We start from the raw sequence: 18006 nt of genomic DNA, 5'->3' as shown, positions 1-18006 counted from the left end.
CAGTGCTCCGACGCCTCGGCCGACCTCCACTGCCCGGCCCGCCGGAGATCGCCATCACTGCTTCGGCGACCCCGGCCTCGCCGGTCACGGTGTCGTTTCTCGGCGTCAGCACGGTGTTGTTCGACGACGGCGAATCCGCGATCCTCACCGACGGCTTCTTCTCGCGCCCATCGCTTGCGAGAACCCTGGTCCTGCCCCTTCGTTCCGACATGCAGCGCGTCGACGCAGCCTTGCACAGAGCAGGTATTGCCACACTCGACGCCGTCCTGTGTGCGCACTCGCACTACGACCATGCTCTCGATTCCGCGGCAGTGGCGCTGCGTACCGGGGCGGTTCTGGTAGGCGGTTCCTCGACCGGTTTCATCGGGCGGGGTTCGGACCTGCCGGTCGACCGGATCGTCGTGGTGGACAACGGCGAAACGACGATGCAGGGAAACTTCGCCGTCACGTTCGTCGAATCCGTTCACTCACATCCGGATCGGGCGCACGGACCGATCGAGCGACCCGTGACCCAGCCGGCAAGGGTACGCGAATACCGCTGCGGCGAAGCATGGTCGATGCACGTCGAACACGTCCCCAGCGGTCGAACGGCCTTGGTTCACAGCAGTGCGGGTTTTCGGGTCGGCATGCTCGACGGCCTCAGTGCCGACGTCGCGTATCTGTCCATAGGCCAACTCGGCCGCCGACCGCGCGCGTTCATCGAGCAGTACTGGCAGGAGACGGTCACGGCAGTCGGTGCCCATCGTGTCGTCCTGACGCACTGGGACAACTTCTTTCGAGGTCTCGACAAACCCCTGCAGGCGTTGTCGTACGCCTTCGACGACATGTCCGCCTCCATCGACGTGCTGAGTGACTGTGCACGTCGAGACGGAGTCGCACTCGAGTTGCCGATGTTGTGGCGACGCAGTGACCCGTGGGCGCGAGAGGAGCGTCAGCCCGTCTGATCCTCGATCGACTCGACGATCAGGCGCGCACACAGAACCGGGTCGTCGATCATCGGAACATGGCCGACGCCCGGTGCGGTGACGAACCGGGCCCGAGGCAGGCGCTGTCGGGCAATGGGGACGAACTCTGCCGGCGGAAATATGCGATCGTGAGCCGCCCACGTGACGGTGATCGGGCAGGGCAGCTCGAGCAGTGGGTCCACGCTCTCGCGGGTGTTCAGTAGGTCGTACGCTGCGTCGCACCCGACGAGATCCTGGAACGATCGAACGGCCTGCTCCGGCGTCATGCGGTCGCCGTGAACTGCAATGTCGCGCATCGTTATTCGACGAGCAAGCCCGAACTTCATCAGCGCTGGGGCGAGGTGGCGAGTCGCGTCGGCCAACCTCTTGGTACGGATCAAGGTGGCTCGACTGGCGCCCGGCTTTTCGTCCTTCTTCCACAGTCCCGCAGGTGAGAATGCACAGACCGAGCGCGCGCGTCCCCGTCTCGCCAGCTCGATGGCCATCCATCCGCCCATCGAATTTCCGGCGATGTGTACTGCATCGAGTCCGCGCGAGTCGAGTTCGCGTTCTGCAGCATCGGTGACGGCGGCAATGGTGGCTGCGCCTTCGAGCGTCGGGCCGCCACGATGACCGGCCGCGGTGGGAGCGATGACATCGAACCGCTCGGCGAGCAACGGTACGACGTCGTCCCACGCAGCTCCCGACATGGTGACGCCGTGCAGCAACATCAAGGCCGGCTTCGTCCTCATCGGCTGAACGCTGCCAGGCGAGTCGACACTTGCTCCGGTAGACCGTTGTTCTGCTTCTGCGCCGCCGTCAGAACGTCGAGATGGTTGTACCCGTGCAGAGTGATCGGAATGTCGTTCGGGCTGTCGGACGCACCCAGATCCAGACCACCGTCGCCTTGCAGGGTCAGCACGGGGTTCCGGCTCACGCCATCGCGGTAGAGGTAGTAGGCGGCAATCGACGGCGAGGTCGGTTGTCCCAGATCGGTGGTGATGGCCGTCGGGAAATACCACTCGGTGAAGTCCAGGGGTGGTTCGCTCAGGCTCCGCGCGATCTGCGAGATGGAGGTCACCTCTTTCGAAGGATCGGTGTAGTCGTTCGGGGTCATCTCGTCGTAGTCCTGCCAGGAGTAGACGACGGACGGATCCCCATAGCTCGTCGGTGCTGCCTTGCGGTCGCTGCCGAAGAGCTGGCCGAGGAACCGTCCCAGCCACCGATACCCACCAGTGCAGCGCACACCGATGGACCCACGAACGAGCGCAGCACAGACTCCGCGAGATTTGTCATGGCCCCACCATCGGAACGAGATCGACGTGCGTCTGGGAACCTAGCATCGAACCGTGCGACGAGGGGCGCTATCGGTCACAGGTCGTCGAGGGTGACCAGCCCGTCTTGCAGTGCCCGGGCAACAAGTGAAGCCTTGGTGGGCGCGGTTCGGCCGACAGCTGCGTATTTCGCGCGAATACGGGTGAGATGGGTGTTCACCGTGCCCAGCGCGATGTGTAGGACCGCGCACACTTCTTGCTTGGAATCGCAGCGCAACCACGCGCCCAGTACCGCGATTTCGCGCGTGGTCAGTCCGGGGTCGGCGAAAGTGGCCGATTCCTGCGGTACCAGAGGCCTGTCGGTGCCGAGGTTCGCGACGGTTCGAGACCGCACCGCCGACGCGCTGCGGCGCGGCGCGAATCGTTGTGACGGGTGCTTCGACGATCCGGACGCATGGTCGAGCGTCGCTGTTGCCGCACCTGTATTCGTCGCACCTGTGCCCGTCGCAGCCGTGTTCGGTGCAACCGTGTTCCTGTCCCGCATGGCATCCGACCCCCGTTGTCCGTCCTGGGTGTTTCGAACATCGGACCACGCCGCGAAATATGAAACAACACCACCGGATTCGACAAACGGATCGAAGATGGATGAATGTATAAAACGCTTTTTATAAAAATATAAAAATCGGGCCTTGTGGGCGTATTGCTATAGTCGACGGTCCATCGAACGATTATCGGTAGGCGGCTGTCGTTGAGCACGAAATCCACTCCACGTGAACAATTGCTCGGGGCGGGTTTGCGCTTGCTGACCGACCTCGACATGTCGGTGTTGGCCAAATCGTTGTCCATTGCCGCGGTCGTGGACGAGGCGGGCTTGTCGCACCAGACCTTCCACAACGTGTATCCGGGCTCCTCTCGCGCTGGGGAGCGCGGCGGCAAGGACGCGTTCGTGGAGGATCTACTCACACACGTGTCGCTGCAGTACTCACCACCCGATGACCCCGGCGAACAGCCTGCCTCGGAACTCGCGGTCTATTTCGAGCACCTGACCTCGGGGTTGATGCGGAGAAGGATGATCGGCGGCATGATCGCATCCGATCACGCCGGAGCGCGGTCGTCGCTGGCACCGGAATTCGATGCCATGGATCGCGCCGCCGAAGCCGCAATCAGGAAGAAACTTCGTGCTGTCGGCGGTTCGGTGAAAAGGCCGCTGACGGTCGCCGATCTATCCACCATTTTCGTCGCTCTGCTCGATGGCCTTGCCTTCCGGGAAACACTGGGCCCGGCAACCATTTCCGCGCCGTGGGTGTCCGAGGTCGTCGACTCGTTGCTGGACTGGGCAGTGGACCCGGTGCACTCGGATCGACGGCAGGGCACCGTGCAGCACGTCGATGCTCCCCGATCACTCGACGAGGTCGATCCTGCACGCGATGACATCGAATCCGACGTCATCGCGGCCACCCGGACGTTGTTCTCGGAACACTCATATTTTTCGGTCACTCTTGCAGACATCGCGTCGGCCTCCTCGCTGACCGTCACCGATCTCAAACGCCTCTTCCCGAGCAAGGTCGACATCATCGTCGCCGCGCTCACCCCGGAGTTCGAGCGTGTTCTCCGCTTGGGCCGAGCTGACGCCCGGCTCGAGGTGGAACCCGTTGTGGCCCTGCGGCGTTCGGTCAACCGTGTAGCAGAGTTGGTAGCGCGTGACCGAGCTATGAGCTCGGGAATGTTGCTTGCGCTGAGCTTCGAGCAGTTTCACGAGCCCGGTACCGTCACCACCATCAGGGAGCATCTGCCCATGCCCTCGGCGCTCACTCCGATCATCGAAAACGGCCAGCGCCGAGGTGATTTCGCCACCGACTCGTCGGCGCTGGAAATGGCCACGATGCTCGCCAACAACGTGGTGATCAGATCCTTGACGCGGCCTGCCGAAACCTCGGAGGAGGTCGGCGACAACGTCCTGCGCGTGTTCTTGTCCGGAATGCTGGCTCGCTGACTCCCCGCGGCCGCGTCAGCTACTGCTCGATCGGCCCAGCGTCGGCTGCGAGAAGCGGTACATCGAACGCGAGGAGCGCTACGTCGTCCTGCAGCCCATCGCCGAACGTGGCCAGTAGGGCGGTGAGGTCGTCGACAATTTTCGTCGCCGTGGTGGGCCCCTTCTCGGCGACGAACGTCTCGAGACTCCCGTTGTCGTCGAAGCGAGTTCGGCCGGGTCCCACGATCGCCTCGGTGAGTCCATCGGTGTAGAAGGCCATGACGTCACCGGGCTCCAGCGTGACGGTCGCCGATGCGAAGTGGGGCTCGGACAATGCACCGACCAATTGCCCACCGGCAGTATCGACGAAATCGACTCCGGCAGAGCGGGTCACACGCACGGCGGGCGGGTGTCCTCCGCTGGCGAGGTGTACCTCCGCCCCGTCCGGCCCCGGCGTGACGGTGCCGAACACCACGGTGCAGAACCTCGGGTCGTCGCCGTGAAACTCGTGGTGCAGAACGGTATTGAGATTTTCCAGAACCGAGATGGGGTCGCGGTCGAACACCGCTGCAGCGCGCAGGGTGTAGCGGGTCAGTGACGTGACGGCCGCAGCTCCCGCGCCTTTTCCGCTGACGTCGCCGAGGAAGAAGCCCCACGTGTTCTTGTCCAGTGGGAACACGTCGTAGAAGTCACCACCGACCTCGTCGATGGACGCCGGGTGGTAGTGGGCAGCGACATTCATGCCCGTCGGTGCCGACAGGAGCGGCGGCAACAGAGTTCGCTGAAGCGTCGATGCCAGAATCTGCACTTGAGTGCGCTCGGCCTCCGCCAACTTGCGTGCTTCCTCCGACGCTCCCAGTGCGTCCTGGGATCTGTCGAGTGCCGCTTCTGCGTCGTCCTGAGCTGCCTCGGCATTCAATCGCGCGTCGACCAGATCCTTTTCACGCACGCGGCGTTCGGTTTCGTTGTGCAGCGTCATCGTCACGGTCAGGGCCCCGGACTGCGCACGAAGTCTGTTGGCCAAGACGGACACCGCCGTGGACGATGCTCGCCCCGGTGCACCGGCGAGGTGCGCAGCGGTCCCGATCGGTACGCCCGAGTCCGATGCGGATGCCGCGTCGAGCAAACTGGCCAGAACCGGCGTGAACTCGGTGGTGAAGAGCTCGGCGACCGCAATTCCCTCGAGATCGTCGCGGTTGCGCGAGGTGATGCGCGCGGCGGCCTCGTTTGCATACAGGATCTTGCCGCTGGCGACGTCGACCGAGAACACTCCGCACGGCGCGGAGTCGAGTAGTTCGGCAGCCGATGCGGTCATGTGCACTCCTGGTCGGGTCAGCGCGGGCGTTGGGGCGATTCGGCAGAGCCGACGGCGGCGAGCGGTTTGCTCCAGGTCGCGGTCACCACGGTGCCGAGACCAGGTCGATGGTCGACAGACAGGTCGTCCGAGACAGCTGCGGCCAGTTGCAGACCGTGGCTACGAGAGGTAGTCGGCGTCGGCGGGTTCCACGTTCCGGTATCGGAGACGGTCACGGTGAGCGTCTCGTGGTCGTATGCCGCAGTGATCGTCATCGTTCCGGGTTCGGGGGATGCCTGGTACGCGTGTTCGACGACGTTGGCGAGCGCTTCGTAAACTCCCAGCACGATGTCGTCCACCAGCGCGGTGTTCACTCCGAGCTCGAGAACCCACCCGCGAAGGCGTCGTCGGAGAGCGCTGGCCACCGTCGACTCGGCCTGTGCCGTGTGGCTCCAGCGCTGCGGGACGGGACCTGAAGGGCCGGCGGTCATGATGCGCACCCCGGCCCTGATCGTGATGTCATCGTTCGGCCTCGCCGCTGCGGGTCGACGACCGCACATGGGCCACGGCGTCCGGAACGGTGGTGAACGTGGCCATCACGCGATCGATTCCGCTGAGTTGTACGGGCCGAACGACGACGCCGTTCACGGCTACCAACGCCATGCGCGAGGCGCTCGGTAGTCGGTCGCAGACGCGCACCAGGACTGTGATCGCGCTCGAGGACAGAAAGCTGACGTCGGTCAAGTCCACAACCAATCCTCCGTCAGCGGTGTCGGCCGCCGGGAAAGCAGTGGCGGACAACGCCGGAATGGTGTCCAGATCCAACTCTCCTCGGACGGTGAGAACGGTTGTCGACTCGTGATCGGCCGACACGATCTCGAACGGCCCGCCCGTCGGCTCCTCTGACATGGTCTCGACGTTACCTGCTACCGAGTGCAGTTCACGAACGAGCGGCGTCGATCATCAGTCCGCCGGCACCCAGCACGTCCAGAACCATGCGCACCGACCGCGCCGGTGCGAAGACGGCGATCTTGCCCGGGTGTACGTACGTGGCGTCGATGATCGCGTTCGCGACTCCCGAATACATGAAGGAGACCTGAGACAGATCCACCACGACCCGATCGGCGGTGGATGCGAGGCGGTCGAGGCTGTGAACGAACTCTGCCCTGGTGGACATGTCCAGTTCGCCGAATGCTCGCAAGATGTTGCAACCATCCATGTCGCGAACCGTCTCGAGTCGGAACACGCTGTCGTCGTCGCGAAGAGAGCGTTCCATGGTTGCAGTGCTCGTAGACATGTCGTTACCTCTTCCGCGAAGCGCCCGTCCCGCGTGGTGCGAGGCGCTGAGTTGTTGTCTGATCAACGATGTCAGTCCACGATTGCATAAGGCTCGATCCTGTGTATCGAAGCGGTAACGAAAAGTCTCGGTTCGATAACGCCGTCACCTGGCCAGCACGTCGATGAGTGAGCCGGTGATCTTTTTCTTCATCCACCCGCGCGCACCTTGCTGACCGAGCGCTGCTCGCGCAGCGTTGAGGCCGGGAGCACCGTGCACACCTCCGCCGGGGTGCGCCGACGCCGAACCCAGGAACAGCCCCTCCACCGGTGTCTCCGACCGCCCCAGCCCGGGCGTGGGGCGGAAGATCAACTGCTGCTGCAATTGTGCTGTTCCGCCGTTGACCGCACCGCCGTGCAGGTTGGGATCGGCTCCGTGCAGATCGCTCGGTCGTTGGACGACCCGGCCGACCACCGAACTCAGGAATCCCGGTGCATGAGCCTCGAGGACGGCGTCCACGCGGCCGGCCACGGTATCGGCCGATGCATCGTCGACGACCCCTCGCGGAAGGTGGGTGTAGGCCCACGCGCTTTCGGTGCCCTCCGGCGATCTGGTTCGGTCGGCCGTGGTCATCTGACCGAACAGCATGAACGGGCTTTGCGGCAGAATGCCGGTGGTGAGATCGGCTGCCCAATGGACGAGGCCGTCGTCGTCCGCTCCGAGATGAACCGTGCCGGCGTCGGTCAAGGTCGGTGAGTTCCACGGTATGCGGCGATCGAGGGCGTAATTGACCTTGACTACCGGGGTGTCCCACTCGAAGGTGCGCAGGTCGTCGTGCACTCGTCGCGGCACCGCATCGAACGGGAGAAGAGTGCCGTACAGCGCCGGTGCCGACACGTCGGCGACTATTGCCCTGCGGGCGCGGAACGTGTGTCCTGCCGCCGTGTGCACCGCACGTGCCCGGCCACCGCGGACGTCGATGGATTCGACCAGCTGTCCGCACTGCAGCTCGGCACCCGATGCAGCACCTCGGCGAACAAGAGCCTCGGTCAACGCCGAGGACCCACCGACCGGTGCCGGATAACCGACATCCTGGGCAAGCATGGTGAGCAGATAACCCATCATTCCGCTCACCGGTGCATCGGTGGGTACGTCGCCGTGCATGGCATTGCCCAGCAACAGGCATCTCGCAGCGTCGCTGTAAAACAACTCGTGCGCCATCACCCTGGCGGGAAGGGCTGCGAAACGTACGAAACGCAACGTCTCGGACAGTCCGAGGGTGCGCGCCAACCGAGCTGCGGGTGCAACGGGAGGGAACGGTCCGAACAGCGCACCCAGCAGCGGCCCGCGAATGCGCTCCCACTGCTCGAAGAGCCGCAGCCACGTATCGCCGTCGCGCGCGTCGTGGTCGGCCAGCATGGCGGCCGTGGTCTCGACGTCGTGGTGAACCACCGGCGCGTCGGTGTCCTGCGGCGACCGCGCGTGCCCGTACACCGCGGGGGAGTGCGACCACTGCAGCCCGTGGCGCTCCAGCTCGAGTGCGGTCAGAGCCGGCGATGCACGAGCCATCGGGTAAAAGGCGCTGAAGAGGTCGCTGGTGAAACCGGGCATCAGCTCTGCGCTGCGCACGGCACCGCCCGAGTGCTCGGCAGCCTCGAGAACTACGACGTCCCAACCGGCGTCGGCCATCGCTGCGGCAGCCACCAAACCGTTGTGACCGCTGCCGATGACGATCGCGTCGACCTCGGTGGTGGTCATCGCACGGTGCTCCTCTGGTCGGTGGTGGTCCTGTTGCCCAGAACACTACCGACGAAGTACAACGCGACGCCCACCGCGAGAAGCAGCCCGGCGCGTAGCCACGTTTCTGCTGACTGCTGGGTCAGCAGTACCGCGCAGGTGATCAGCGCCAGCACCGGAAGTGCTGTGGGCGTGCGGAAATGGTCGGTGTCGGCTCGATCGCGGCGGAGCACGAGCACTGCGACGTTGGTGCTGACGAAGACGAACAGCAACAGCAGCACGACGGTTTCGGCCAGTGCCGCCACCGATCCGGTGGTGCACAGGATCATCGCGACGAGCGTGGTGGCGACGATGGCAGTCCACGGTGTCTTGCGGACGGGAAGAACTCGAGCCAGTGCTCGCGGAAGCAATCCGTCGCGCGCCATGCCGAACGTCAGGCGCGAGGCCATGATCATCGTCAACAACGCGCCGTTGGCAACCGCGACGAGTGCAACCAGGCTGAAGACCCACGGTGGGATTCCGGCGTCGGCGGCCGCGACGACCTCGAGCAGCGGGCCTGTCGACTCCGACAACGTCTCGGCGGGCACGACGGTTGACACTGCGAGCCCTACCAGCACGTACACGACACCGGCAGCGGTGACGGCACCGAGGAGGGCACGGGGGTAGACCCGCCGCACGTCCTCGACTTCTTCGGCGATGTTCGCCGAGGTCTCGAACCCCACGAACGAATAGAAAGCCAGCAGGGCTGCGCCGAGTACGGCCAGCGTCGGTGTCGTCTCGTCGGTGAATTCGAGTACGCGTGCGGGCGTGCCGTCGCCTCGGCTCAGGACCAGTCCGGCCAGGGCGATCACGACGACCAGGCCGGAGACCTCGACGACCGTCATGACGAGATTGGAGCGAAGTGACTCGGTGATGCCCCGGGCATTGAGCAGCCCCACCAACAGCAGGAACACCACTGCGGCAGGCCCCGCCGGCACGTCGAGGAACACGCCCAGATAGTCACCGGAGAAGGCCAGCGCCAGTCCGGCTGCGCTGGTGACACCGGCGGCGAGCATCGAGAAGCCGACGAGGAACGACACGAGCGGTTTCTTGTACGCCTGCTGCGCGAATACCGCAGCCCCACCTGCCCGGGGGTATTTGGTGACCAGCTCGGCGTACGACGCTGCGGTGAGCAGCGCCATCAACAATGCCACCAGCATCGGAAGCCAGATCGCCCCGCCGACCTCGCCTGCGATCTCGCCGACGAGTGCATAGATTCCGGCACCGAGTACATCGCCCAGAATGAACACGAACAGCATCTTTCCCGAGACTGCTTGTCGCAGTGGACTATTGCTCACGGTGCAGTGGACCGCTCGGCCAGCAGGGCGAGTCTACGCAAGGCCTCGGCATTACGCGGATGAGCAAGAAGGTGCTGCACGCCGTCGGGCACCAGGTCGAACGGTGCGGTGATCGCGTGCTCGATGATTTCGATTCGGCAGCCGGTGGCGATCGGGTGCAACCGCACCGTGATCGATGCCTTTCCGAAGGGCAAGGCCCGTGCCTCGAGTCGGAGTTCACGACCGACGTGTACGCCCACCGAGCGGGTCACGTCACTGAGCACCGCAGGCCAGGTACCCACCGAATGATGGATCGAGCTACCGGCGGCGGGCCACTCGGTGTCGACGGCACGAATGCGCGAAGCGCCGACAACCCACGTTGCGTAGCTCCATCCGTCGGCGAGGACGTTCCACACGTCCTCGCAACTGGCTGTCGTATTTCTGCTGGTGGGCACAGTTCGGCCTCCGAACTTCTGTCGTGTCGCACGATCGTGGATCGTGCGCCGCTACTCCTGGGCTCGAAGTCGATGAACTACGCGGCGTCGGGTCGTCGAAACGATCCGAGGTTGTCGTATGCCCCGGATCCGCTGTACCCAATCCGATGGCGACCACCTCCATCGCGGTCCGATTCGCATTGTCATACTGGAACCATGTCCACAATTGCGTATGTCATCGCAGGTTCGGAAGCCACCGGCGGAGCCGGATTGCAGGCCGACCTCAAGACATTCGAGCGGCTCGGGGTCTACGGGGTCGGCACGATCACCTGCATCGTGTCGTTCGATCCGAAGTCGAGCTGGGGTCATCGATTCGTTCCCATCGACAGTTCCGTCATCGCAGATCAGATCGAGGTCGCCACGGCTGCACATGATCTCGATGTCGTCAAGATCGGCATGCTCGGTACTCCGGGCACCGTGGACACGGTGGCGAATTCGTTGCGACTGCAGCCGTGGCGGCATGTGGTGGTCGATCCGGTGTTGATCTGCAAAGGCCAAGAACCAGGTTCGGCTCTCGACACCGACAACGCCCTTCGGCGTGACATTCTCCCACTCGCCACGGTGATCACCCCCAATCTGTTCGAGGCGCAGACGCTGTCCGGAATGGACGACATCACCACCGTCGACGACGTCGGTGAGGCCGCGAGAAGGATTGCCGACCTGGGACCTCGTTACGTCGTGGTCAAGGGCGGTGCCGGGTTGCCCGGCGACGAGGCCGTCGACGTCCTCTACGACGGATCCGATATCACCGTGCTTCGCGCTCCGAAAGTAGGCGAGGAACGCGTGTCGGGAGCGGGCTGCGTGTTCGCCGCAGCGATCACCGCCGAGCTGGCCAAGGGCGCGGACGTGGCCGAGGCCGTCGCCGTGGCCAAGGACTTCGCCCACGCCGGCATAGTCGGCCGACTGGCGAGCAACGCTCCCTTCGCTGCAGTGAGTTGGCACGACTGATCGCCCGACCGACTTTCAGGTTTATCTCCGGTCACCAGCGGGCAGCCGAGGTGAACAGTTCGTCTCGAATGGGACGAACGGTCCGCATCCGGAGGGGATCCAAATGGCAGACGAGAACTCGAGGGAAGCCGACGCAGGGGCGCGTGACGACGACCGAACCATCCGCGGTCACGCGGGTGAAGCCATCGTCGACACACGCAACTGGCCCGGCTACATCTGCATCGGAGTGGCGTTGGTGAGCCTCGGTCTCACCCTCACCGCGGCAGGTTACGGCTTCACCGGTTGGGTATGGATCGGGGCAATTGCCGCGCCGGTTCTGCTGGTGGCGGGTATTTCGCTGGTCTTGCTCGAGCGCAGACGCGTCAAGGCCCAGGAGGGCAAGACATTGACCGACCCGGCGGGACATTGACTCAATCCGCCGCCGACGAATTCTTCGCCGCGGCCCATGCCGGCATCACCTTGGGCGATGTCGCTCGACTTGTGGAAGCGCCCCTGCCCATCGAGTCGGTGCGGGTGACCGGAGCAAGCGACGATTCACGATCGGTCGTGCCGGGGGACTTGTACCTCGCATTTCCTGGTTCTCGCAGTCACGGGCTGGACTTCGAGCGCGAGGCGTACGAGCGAGGTGCAGTTGCGGTGCTGTCCGACAGGCCATCGAGTGTACTGCCGACGGTCCTCGTTGCAGATCCGCGTCGCAGTGCCGGCGCGGTCTGTGCACTGATTCATCGGTTCCCCTCCAACGACATGGACGTCTACGGAGTCACCGGGACCAACGGAAAGACGAGTACCGCACTGCTGCTCGCAGCGGGACTGGAGTCGACGGGCGACACCGTCGGGACCATGACCGGCATCGGTCTGGCCGGCCCGTCGACGTGGCGACCCACCGCGCGAACGACCCCTGAGGCCGCTGTCGTCCAACGCACCCTCGGCGACTTCCGGAACGAGGGTGCAACTGCGGCCGCGGTGGAGGTCTCGTCGCACGCCGTGTCGGAGCATCGCGTCGACGGTGTGCGCTTCAGATCGGTGGGGTTCACCAATTTGGGCCCCGACCACCTCGACTATCACGGCACTATGGACGACTACTTCGCCGCGAAGGCCGAGCTGTTCGTAGCTCGACGTACGGCAGCCGCGGCAGTGGGTATGGACGACCCGTACGGTAGGAGACTCGCGGCTCTCGTGGCGGTACCGTGCTGGACGTGGTCGGCACTCGATCACCGTGCGGACGTCTTCGGAGACAACATCGAGTGCACGGGCGTGGGTACATCGATGACAGTACGAACTCCGTCGGGATCCATCGCTGTTCGACTTCCCCTGCTCGGTCCGCACCAGGCGAGCAACGCGCTGGCTGCCCTGGCTGTGGCGTTGTCCGCAGGCAAAGATCTGGATGTGGTCGCCTCGGGGTTCGAGCGGGTGCGGTCGATTCCCGGAAGGCTCGAGAAAATAGATGGCGGACAACCGTTTCTCGCTCTGGTCGACTACATGCACAACACCGCGGGCCAGCGTCGACTGCTTCCGTTCGTACGAACCCTGGTGCCCGGACGGGTCATCGTGGTCGTCGGCGCAACAGGCGAGCGCGATCCGGGTAAACGATTCCCCCTGGGTGCCACCGCGGCAAGCTTGGCGGATGTGGTGATCGTCAGCGACGAGAGTCCGCTGTCCGAGGACGCCGAAGCTATCCGAAATGCGGTGGCGGAGGGTGCGCGTTCGGCATACTCGGCGACGGTCGTGGTGGAACCGGATCGGCGGCGTGCGCTGACACGTGCAGTGACGATCGCCGAACCCGACGATGTTGTCGTCGTCGCGGGCCGAGGCTGCGATACCGAGCAGGCGTACGGCACCGACATCATCGAGTTCGACGATCGAACGGTCTTGCGTGATGTGTTGAACGAACTCTACGGAAACCCGGCCTAGCGGACTGCGGCAGCAGACTTCTTGCCCTGCGACTTGTCGGCTCGCCGTTGTGCGAATCTGCCGGCCGATTTCAAACTCTTGGAGACGACATTGTCTTTCCCCGTTCGCTTTTCGAGACTCTGCCCCGCGAAGGCCAGGAGCCGGGCGAGAATGGGAAGCCCGATCGCAACGATGAGGTAGCGGTACAGGTACTTGCGTGCCAGTAGGGGAATCATCGGCGGGGTCCTGTCGTGGGCGAGGCGGTCAGCGGACTGCGCGTCGTACTTTGAGGGCGGCGGTTGCGGCGAGGGTGATGACGGCACCGACGACAGCGGCACCGAGCAGGGACACACCCTGAGCGAGATCGAAGTTCCAGCCCAGGAAGTCGATCGTGGTGTGCACCGTGTTCTGCAGAACGAAGATCACCAGTGCTGCAACCAGTACGAGGGTGATCAGCAGGGCTAACTTCGAGGCGAATCCGCCGCGGCGCTTGGTGGTGGTGGTGTCGGTCGATGCAGTCATGAGGGGTATCCGTTCTTGGCTTGAAGGTGGGTGGAAGTGCGAGTGCCGCCGATCATCGAGATCGGCGGCACTCGATGAGCTGGGGTGGGTTACTTGAAGGTGTCCTTGATGTTCTCGCCGACCTTCTTCACGCCTGCCGAACCCTGATCCTTCTTGCCCTCGGCCTCGAGGTCCTTGTTGTTCGTGGCGTCGCCCACAACTTCCTTCGCCTTGCCGATGGCGTCTTCTGCTGCGTTCTTGGCCTTGTCGATGAAGCTCATGGTGTTCGCCTTTCAGTTGGCTGTGAATGTTGGTAACGGATACTTAGTCGGTTTTCGGCGCCGAAAACAAACGCCGTCAATCTGTGAGCTACATCACCCCGTAGGTTGGATCGCTCATGTGAGCGAGACCAGCTCGGTGATGTCGTCGTGGGGAAGCTCGCCGTCGACCACGGCAGTGACCACCGAACTGTTCAGCGTGATGGCACCCTTGTGGTTGTCGAGGAATGCGGTGTCGGCAGCATCGCGACCGACCGAGATGCGCACCAGTGTCGAGCGAGGGGCGAGGCAGGTGGCATCCACAACACGCCATTGGCCGCCGACGAAAGCCTCGGCGACGGCGTGGAAGTCCATCGGATCGCAACCGGGTGCGTAGACGGCCACGAGACGAGCGGGGACGTTGACAGCTCGGAGCATCGCGACCACCAAGTGTGAGTAGTCGCGGCACACACCCTGCCCGGCGAGCAGCGTGTCGACGGCACCGTCGATCGGATCACTGCTTCCTGGAACGTAATTCAGTCGTGCACCCACCCACGCCGAAATTTTGGCCAGCAGCTCCTCCGAGTCCGCGTAGTCTCCGAATTCGGTGGCGGCGAATCCGTAGAACTTGTCTGCTTCGGCGTATCGGCTCGGTCGGAGATAGAGCGACATGTCGTAATCGGTCACCGGTGCCGGGCTGGTGTTACCCAGAATCGTGGCGTCGTACGAGACCTGCAGATTGCCGACGTCGGCCGGCATGACGTGAATCCGATTACCGTGCGGCCCGCTCACTTCCTTCGCCTCGATGGGGTTGCCGTCGAGAACGAAGGACAATGATTCGGTGACCGTCGTGCCCGGGTGCGGGGCAATCGCGATCTGGAATTCGAGTGTGGTGGCGGCGGTGATGTCTACATCGAGGCGCGCGGACACGTCACGTTTGAGCACTGGTACTCCTGGCAGGTGGTGGGGTGTGAACTCGCTGCCAGTACCCGTATCCGCCGAAACCAACCGCGTTCCATCGCTTCGGTGGTCAGCGCCACCCCAGGGCGGGTGCCACATCGCGGAGCAGCGTTTCGAGAACGTGTGCGCAGTACTCCACACCCAACTGATTCGGGACTGTGAGCAGCAGGGTGTCTGCGGCTGCGATCGCCTCGTCCGCCGCCAGTTCTTCGATCAGCCGATCGGGCTCGCCCGCGTAGGTCTTGCCGAAGCGAGCCTTGCCGCCGTCGAGATAGCCCACCTGGTCGTCGCCGGTGCCCTCGCGGCCGAAGTACGCTCGATCCAGGTCGTTCACGATCGGAAAGATGCTGCGGCTCACCGATGTTCGCGGTGCAAAATCATGACCGGCGTCGCTCCACGTCTTGTGGAAGCGTTCGATCTGCTCGGCTTGCAGCTGATGGAAGGGCACTCCGGTGTCTTCGCTGAGCAGGGTCGAGCTCATCAGGTTCATGCCCTGGCGTGCCGTCCACTCGGCGGTCTCACGGGTACCGGCACCCCACCAGATGCGCTGGCGCAAACCGGGGGAGTGCGGTTCGAGGCGCAGCAGGCCGGGCGGGTTGGGAAACATCGGCCGTGGGTTCGGCTGAGCGAAGCCCTTTCCTTCGAGCAGATCGAGATAGATGCGGGTGTGCTCGCGGGCCATCTCTGCATGATCGGAGCCCTCCGCGGGGGCGTAGCCGAAGTATCGATATCCCTCGATCACCTGCTCGGGCGATCCTCGGCTGATCCCGAGTTGAAGCCGTCCGCCGGAAATGAGATCGGCAGAGCCCGAGTCCTCGGCCATGTAGAACGGATTCTCGTATCGCATGTCGATGACGCCGGTGCCGATCTCGATGGTGCTCGTCTTCGCGCCGACGGCGGCGAGCAGAGGAAACGGCGACGCGAGCTGATTGGCAAAATGGTGAACGCGGTAGTACGCCCCGTCGGCTCCGAGTTCCTCGGCCGCCACCGCAAGATCGATCGATTGCAACAGAACGTCGGACGCCGATCTGGTCTGTGACTGCGCGGACGGTGACCAATGTCCGAAGGACAGAAAACCGATCTTCTTCATAGCGTGCTCTCTCATTGAAGGATCAACTATGTTCGTAGGAGTCAGCGCACGGCAGGGTCGATTCATTCCCCGGCCTCTGCCCTATGCTCCGATGCCTGCTGTCAACAACTTCGCCAGTTCGAGGTACGCATCGCCGTCGGACAGTCCCGTCAGACGAAGCACCTCGCGGGTTTGGATCCGAACCATCACCGACGAGGCCACATCGCCGACGAAGGCGGCGTGGACATCGCGCACTTCACCGCTCGCCACCCCCTCGCTGATCAACTCCTGTACACGCCGGGCGGCGATTGCCGTGTTGCGCTCGTATACCGAACGAGCCGCTTCCAGTGATGCCAGATCGGTCATGAACTGTTCCGATGCCGATTCCAGAGCAGCGCCGACGGCGGTGAGGTACGTGGTGATGCGATTGCGGGTGCCGTCCACCTCGGCGACTGCGTTTTCCACCTGGGTGGTCATGGACTTGAAGTAGTGCACCGTGGCTCCGCCGACGAGCTGATCTTTACTGGACGCCAGGGTGTACAGGGTGGATTTGGAGCAGCGGAGCCGGGCCGCGATGGTGTCGAGTGTCAGGTGGGCGAACCCCTCGGCCAAGAACAGGCTCACGAGTTGGTCGAAGAGTTCGGAGCGGCGCGCCGTGGCATGCGAGGTCACGGGTGCGTTCACACCAAGGATGGTACTGCATCGAGTTGTGCAGTACTGTGCATCAGTACTGCGGATCATCCTGCAGTACTGATGCCGAAAACGTCCCGGAGGTTGTCCGTGCCCGTCGATCGCCTGTTGCCCACTGCCGAAGCGCGCGACCTTCTCGCTCTGACCCGCGACGTGGCAGACAAGGTGCTCGACCCGATCGTCGACGACCACGAACGCAACGAGACCTACCCGGACGGGGTGTTCGCCACCTTGGGCGAAGCGGGACTGCTGAGCTTGCCGTATTCCGAGGAGTGGGGCGGTGGAGGCCAACCGTACGAGGTGTACCTGCAGGTACTCGAAGAACTGGCGTCACGATGGGCGGCCGTTGCCGTCGCGGTGAGCGTGCATGGTCTGGCCTGCTATCCCCTGATGGCGTTCGGTACGGATCAGCAGAAGGCAGACAAGCTTCCCGGCATGCTCGGCGGATCGCAGATCGGTGCCTACTCTCTGTCCGAGGCGCAGGCCGGCTCGGACGCTGCCGCGCTGAGCTGTAAGGCCACGGCAACCGACGGTGGTTACACCGTCAACGGGTCCAAGGCATGGATCACGCACGGCGGTAGGGCCGACTTCTACAACCTCTTCGCGCGCACCGGTGAGGGCTCGAAGGGAATCTCGTGCTTCCTCGTACCGAACGGAACCGAGGGTCTGAGCTTCGGTAAGCCCGAGGAGAAGATGGGGTTGCATGCGATCCCGACGACGTCGGCGCACTACGACAACGTGCATATCTCTACCGAATGGCGTATCGGAGCGGAGGGTCAGGGGTTGCAGATCGCCTTCAGTGCGCTCGATGCCGGGAGGCTCGGAATCGCCGCTGTTGCAGTGGGAATCGCTCAGGCGGCACTCGACGACGCAGTGAAATACGCCCAGGAGCGCACGGCGTTCGGCAAGAAGATCATCGACCATCAGGGGCTGGGCTTCGTGCTGGCCGACATGGCGGCGGCGGTCGATTCCGCCCGCGCCACTTATCTCGATGCGGCTCGCCGCCGGGACGCGGGACTTCCTTACTCCCGCAACGCTTCTGTGGCCAAGCTGATCGCGACCGATGCGGCCATGAAGGTGACCACCGATGCGGTACAGGTGTTCGGCGGCTACGGCTACACCAGAGACTTCCGCGTCGAGCGGTACATGCGTGACGCCAAGATCACGCAAATCTTCGAGGGCACCAACCAGATTCAGCGTCTGGTCATCGCTCGTTCACTCGCAACCAGCTGACTCTTCTCGCTCGCTGTCCATACGACGTAGGGAAAATGTGCATGACGACAACCGAACCCGATATCCATACCACTGCGGGTAAATTGGCCGATCTTCGTAAACGTCTCGCGGGTGCGGAGCATCCCTCGGGTGAGGCGGCGGTGGAGAAGGT

At 63.9% G+C, this 18006-nt stretch carries 22 protein-coding genes; 6 read left to right on the top strand and 16 right to left on the bottom strand.

What is annotated here, in order from left to right:
- Positions 1–2: 2 nt before the first annotated feature.
- Complete coding sequence (locus ACIGGF_RS19645) at positions 3–944, top strand: MBL fold metallo-hydrolase (RefSeq protein ID WP_397522840.1); 942 nt, start codon at positions 3–5, stop codon at positions 942–944.
- Here ACIGGF_RS19645 and ACIGGF_RS19640 read toward each other — a convergent pair.
- The 3 genes from ACIGGF_RS19640 to ACIGGF_RS19630 form a co-directional block, all read right to left on the bottom strand.
- Positions 932–1696 (bottom strand): alpha/beta fold hydrolase, encoded by a 765-nt coding sequence (locus tag ACIGGF_RS19640; RefSeq protein ID WP_397522839.1) that lies wholly within the window; start codon positions 1694–1696, stop codon positions 932–934. The genes ACIGGF_RS19645 and ACIGGF_RS19640 overlap by 13 nt on opposite strands.
- Positions 1693–2190 (bottom strand): hypothetical protein, encoded by a 498-nt coding sequence (locus tag ACIGGF_RS19635; RefSeq protein WP_397522838.1) that lies wholly within the window; start codon positions 2188–2190, stop codon positions 1693–1695. The genes ACIGGF_RS19640 and ACIGGF_RS19635 overlap by 4 nt, the downstream gene beginning before the upstream one ends.
- 125 nt (positions 2191–2315) lie before the next feature.
- Positions 2316–2612, bottom strand: coding sequence for a LuxR C-terminal-related transcriptional regulator (locus ACIGGF_RS19630; RefSeq protein WP_397522837.1), 297 nt, complete (start codon positions 2610–2612; stop codon positions 2316–2318).
- Between the two features lie 354 nt (positions 2613–2966).
- Between ACIGGF_RS19630 and ACIGGF_RS19625 the strand changes: the two genes are divergently transcribed.
- Entirely contained in the window at positions 2967–4211 is a 1245-nt protein-coding gene (locus tag ACIGGF_RS19625) for a hypothetical protein (protein ID WP_397522836.1), read from the top strand.
- A gap of 19 nt (positions 4212–4230) precedes the next feature.
- On the opposite strand, the gene ACIGGF_RS19620 is transcribed toward ACIGGF_RS19625, so the two are convergent.
- The 7 genes from ACIGGF_RS19620 to ACIGGF_RS19590 form a co-directional block, all read right to left on the bottom strand.
- Positions 4231–5505 carry a PP2C family protein-serine/threonine phosphatase gene (locus ACIGGF_RS19620; protein ID WP_397522835.1) on the bottom strand — a complete coding sequence of 425 codons (1275 nt, stop codon included), beginning with the start codon at positions 5503–5505 and terminating at the stop codon, positions 4231–4233.
- Positions 5506–5522: 17 nt separating this feature from the next.
- Complete coding sequence (locus ACIGGF_RS19615) at positions 5523–5975, bottom strand: ATP-binding protein (protein WP_397522834.1); 453 nt, start codon at positions 5973–5975, stop codon at positions 5523–5525.
- A gap of 28 nt (positions 5976–6003) precedes the next feature.
- Complete coding sequence (locus ACIGGF_RS19610) at positions 6004–6393, bottom strand: STAS domain-containing protein (RefSeq protein WP_397522833.1); 390 nt, start codon at positions 6391–6393, stop codon at positions 6004–6006.
- 31 nt (positions 6394–6424) lie between these two features.
- Complete coding sequence (locus tag ACIGGF_RS19605) at positions 6425–6781, bottom strand: STAS domain-containing protein (protein ID WP_397522832.1); 357 nt, start codon at positions 6779–6781, stop codon at positions 6425–6427.
- 144 nt (positions 6782–6925) lie between these two features.
- Positions 6926–8518, bottom strand: coding sequence for a phytoene desaturase family protein (locus ACIGGF_RS19600; protein ID WP_397522831.1), 1593 nt, complete (start codon positions 8516–8518; stop codon positions 6926–6928).
- On the bottom strand, positions 8515–9795 hold the full coding sequence (locus ACIGGF_RS19595) for an APC family permease (RefSeq protein WP_397522909.1): 1281 nt from the start codon (positions 9793–9795) through the stop codon (positions 8515–8517). The genes ACIGGF_RS19600 and ACIGGF_RS19595 overlap by 4 nt, the downstream gene beginning before the upstream one ends.
- A 35-nt stretch (positions 9796–9830) precedes the next feature.
- Positions 9831–10268 (bottom strand): SRPBCC family protein, encoded by a 438-nt coding sequence (locus ACIGGF_RS19590; RefSeq protein ID WP_397522830.1) that lies wholly within the window; start codon positions 10266–10268, stop codon positions 9831–9833.
- Positions 10269–10463: 195 nt separating this feature from the next.
- On the opposite strand from ACIGGF_RS19590, the gene thiD reads away from it, so the two are divergent.
- The 3 genes from thiD (at position 10464) to ACIGGF_RS19575 (ending at position 13166) form a co-directional block, all read left to right on the top strand.
- Entirely contained in the window at positions 10464–11255 is a 792-nt protein-coding gene (thiD, locus tag ACIGGF_RS19585; RefSeq protein ID WP_397522829.1) for a bifunctional hydroxymethylpyrimidine kinase/phosphomethylpyrimidine kinase, read from the top strand.
- A gap of 103 nt (positions 11256–11358) precedes the next feature.
- Positions 11359–11664: a hypothetical protein gene (locus tag ACIGGF_RS19580; RefSeq protein ID WP_397522828.1), complete on the top strand. Its 306-nt coding sequence runs from the start codon at positions 11359–11361 to the stop codon at positions 11662–11664.
- On the top strand, positions 11661–13166 hold the full coding sequence (locus ACIGGF_RS19575) for a Mur ligase family protein (protein WP_397522827.1): 1506 nt from the start codon (positions 11661–11663) through the stop codon (positions 13164–13166). Before ACIGGF_RS19580 ends, ACIGGF_RS19575 begins: the two co-directional genes overlap by 4 nt.
- Here the strand turns inward: ACIGGF_RS19575 and ACIGGF_RS19570 are convergent.
- The 6 genes from ACIGGF_RS19570 to ACIGGF_RS19545 form a co-directional block, all read right to left on the bottom strand.
- The gene (locus ACIGGF_RS19570) at positions 13163–13381 is read right to left on the bottom strand and encodes a hypothetical protein (RefSeq protein WP_397522826.1); all 219 of its coding nucleotides are present in this window, start codon (positions 13379–13381) and stop codon (positions 13163–13165) included. The genes ACIGGF_RS19575 and ACIGGF_RS19570 overlap by 4 nt on opposite strands.
- 28 nt (positions 13382–13409) lie before the next feature.
- A complete protein-coding gene (locus ACIGGF_RS19565) occupies positions 13410–13667 on the bottom strand; it encodes a lipopolysaccharide assembly protein LapA domain-containing protein (RefSeq protein ID WP_397522825.1) in 258 nt (85 codons plus the stop codon).
- Between the two features lie 89 nt (positions 13668–13756).
- Entirely contained in the window at positions 13757–13927 is a 171-nt protein-coding gene (locus ACIGGF_RS19560) for a CsbD family protein (protein ID WP_027495724.1), read from the bottom strand.
- 114 nt (positions 13928–14041) lie between these two features.
- Positions 14042–14848, bottom strand: a complete 807-nt coding sequence (locus tag ACIGGF_RS19555; protein WP_397522824.1) for a transglutaminase family protein — start codon at positions 14846–14848, stop codon at positions 14042–14044.
- Between the two features lie 85 nt (positions 14849–14933).
- Complete coding sequence (locus ACIGGF_RS19550; protein WP_397522823.1) at positions 14934–15953, bottom strand: LLM class flavin-dependent oxidoreductase; 1020 nt, start codon at positions 15951–15953, stop codon at positions 14934–14936.
- Between the two features lie 81 nt (positions 15954–16034).
- Complete coding sequence (locus ACIGGF_RS19545) at positions 16035–16616, bottom strand: TetR/AcrR family transcriptional regulator (protein ID WP_397522822.1); 582 nt, start codon at positions 16614–16616, stop codon at positions 16035–16037.
- Positions 16617–16712: 96 nt separating this feature from the next.
- Here ACIGGF_RS19545 and ACIGGF_RS19540 point away from each other — a divergent pair, with 96 nt between their 5' ends.
- Positions 16713–17855: an acyl-CoA dehydrogenase family protein gene (locus tag ACIGGF_RS19540; protein ID WP_397522821.1), complete on the top strand. Its 1143-nt coding sequence runs from the start codon at positions 16713–16715 to the stop codon at positions 17853–17855.
- The last annotated feature ends 151 nt before the right edge of the window (positions 17856–18006 follow it).

Origin of the sequence: Rhodococcus sp. NPDC078407 (assembly GCF_044542515.1) — a bacterium.
Lineage (GTDB): Bacteria > Actinomycetota > Actinomycetes > Mycobacteriales > Mycobacteriaceae > Rhodococcoides.
The sequence above is the reverse complement of the archived record's forward strand: the minus strand, read 5'-3'. Positions and strand labels throughout refer to the sequence as shown.

What these genes read in the sequence shown, in the direction of transcription:
- ACIGGF_RS19640 (WP_397522839.1), bottom strand. Translation starts at nt 1,696, where the DNA reads ATGAGGACGAAGCCGGCCTTGATGTTGCTGCACGGCGTCACCATGTCG.
- ACIGGF_RS19620 (WP_397522835.1), bottom strand. Translation starts at nt 5,505, where the DNA reads ATGACCGCATCGGCTGCCGAACTACTCGACTCCGCGCCGTGCGGAGTG.
- ACIGGF_RS19615 (WP_397522834.1), bottom strand. Translation starts at nt 5,975, where the DNA reads ATGACCGCCGGCCCTTCAGGTCCCGTCCCGCAGCGCTGGAGCCACACG.
- ACIGGF_RS19610 (WP_397522833.1), bottom strand. Translation starts at nt 6,393, where the DNA reads ATGTCAGAGGAGCCGACGGGCGGGCCGTTCGAGATCGTGTCGGCCGAT.
- ACIGGF_RS19605 (WP_397522832.1), bottom strand. Translation starts at nt 6,781, where the DNA reads ATGTCTACGAGCACTGCAACCATGGAACGCTCTCTTCGCGACGACGAC.
- ACIGGF_RS19600 (WP_397522831.1), bottom strand. Translation starts at nt 8,518, where the DNA reads ATGACCACCACCGAGGTCGACGCGATCGTCATCGGCAGCGGTCACAAC.
- ACIGGF_RS19595 (WP_397522909.1), bottom strand. Translation starts at nt 9,795, where the DNA reads ATGCTGTTCGTGTTCATTCTGGGCGATGTACTCGGTGCCGGAATCTAT.
- thiD (WP_397522829.1), top strand. Translation starts at nt 10,464, where the DNA reads ATGTCCACAATTGCGTATGTCATCGCAGGTTCGGAAGCCACCGGCGGA.
- ACIGGF_RS19580 (WP_397522828.1), top strand. Translation starts at nt 11,359, where the DNA reads ATGGCAGACGAGAACTCGAGGGAAGCCGACGCAGGGGCGCGTGACGAC.
- ACIGGF_RS19570 (WP_397522826.1), bottom strand. Translation starts at nt 13,381, where the DNA reads ATGATTCCCCTACTGGCACGCAAGTACCTGTACCGCTACCTCATCGTT.
- ACIGGF_RS19565 (WP_397522825.1), bottom strand. Translation starts at nt 13,667, where the DNA reads ATGACTGCATCGACCGACACCACCACCACCAAGCGCCGCGGCGGATTC.
- ACIGGF_RS19560 (WP_027495724.1), bottom strand. Translation starts at nt 13,927, where the DNA reads ATGAGCTTCATCGACAAGGCCAAGAACGCAGCAGAAGACGCCATCGGC.
- ACIGGF_RS19550 (WP_397522823.1), bottom strand. Translation starts at nt 15,953, where the DNA reads ATGAAGAAGATCGGTTTTCTGTCCTTCGGACATTGGTCACCGTCCGCG.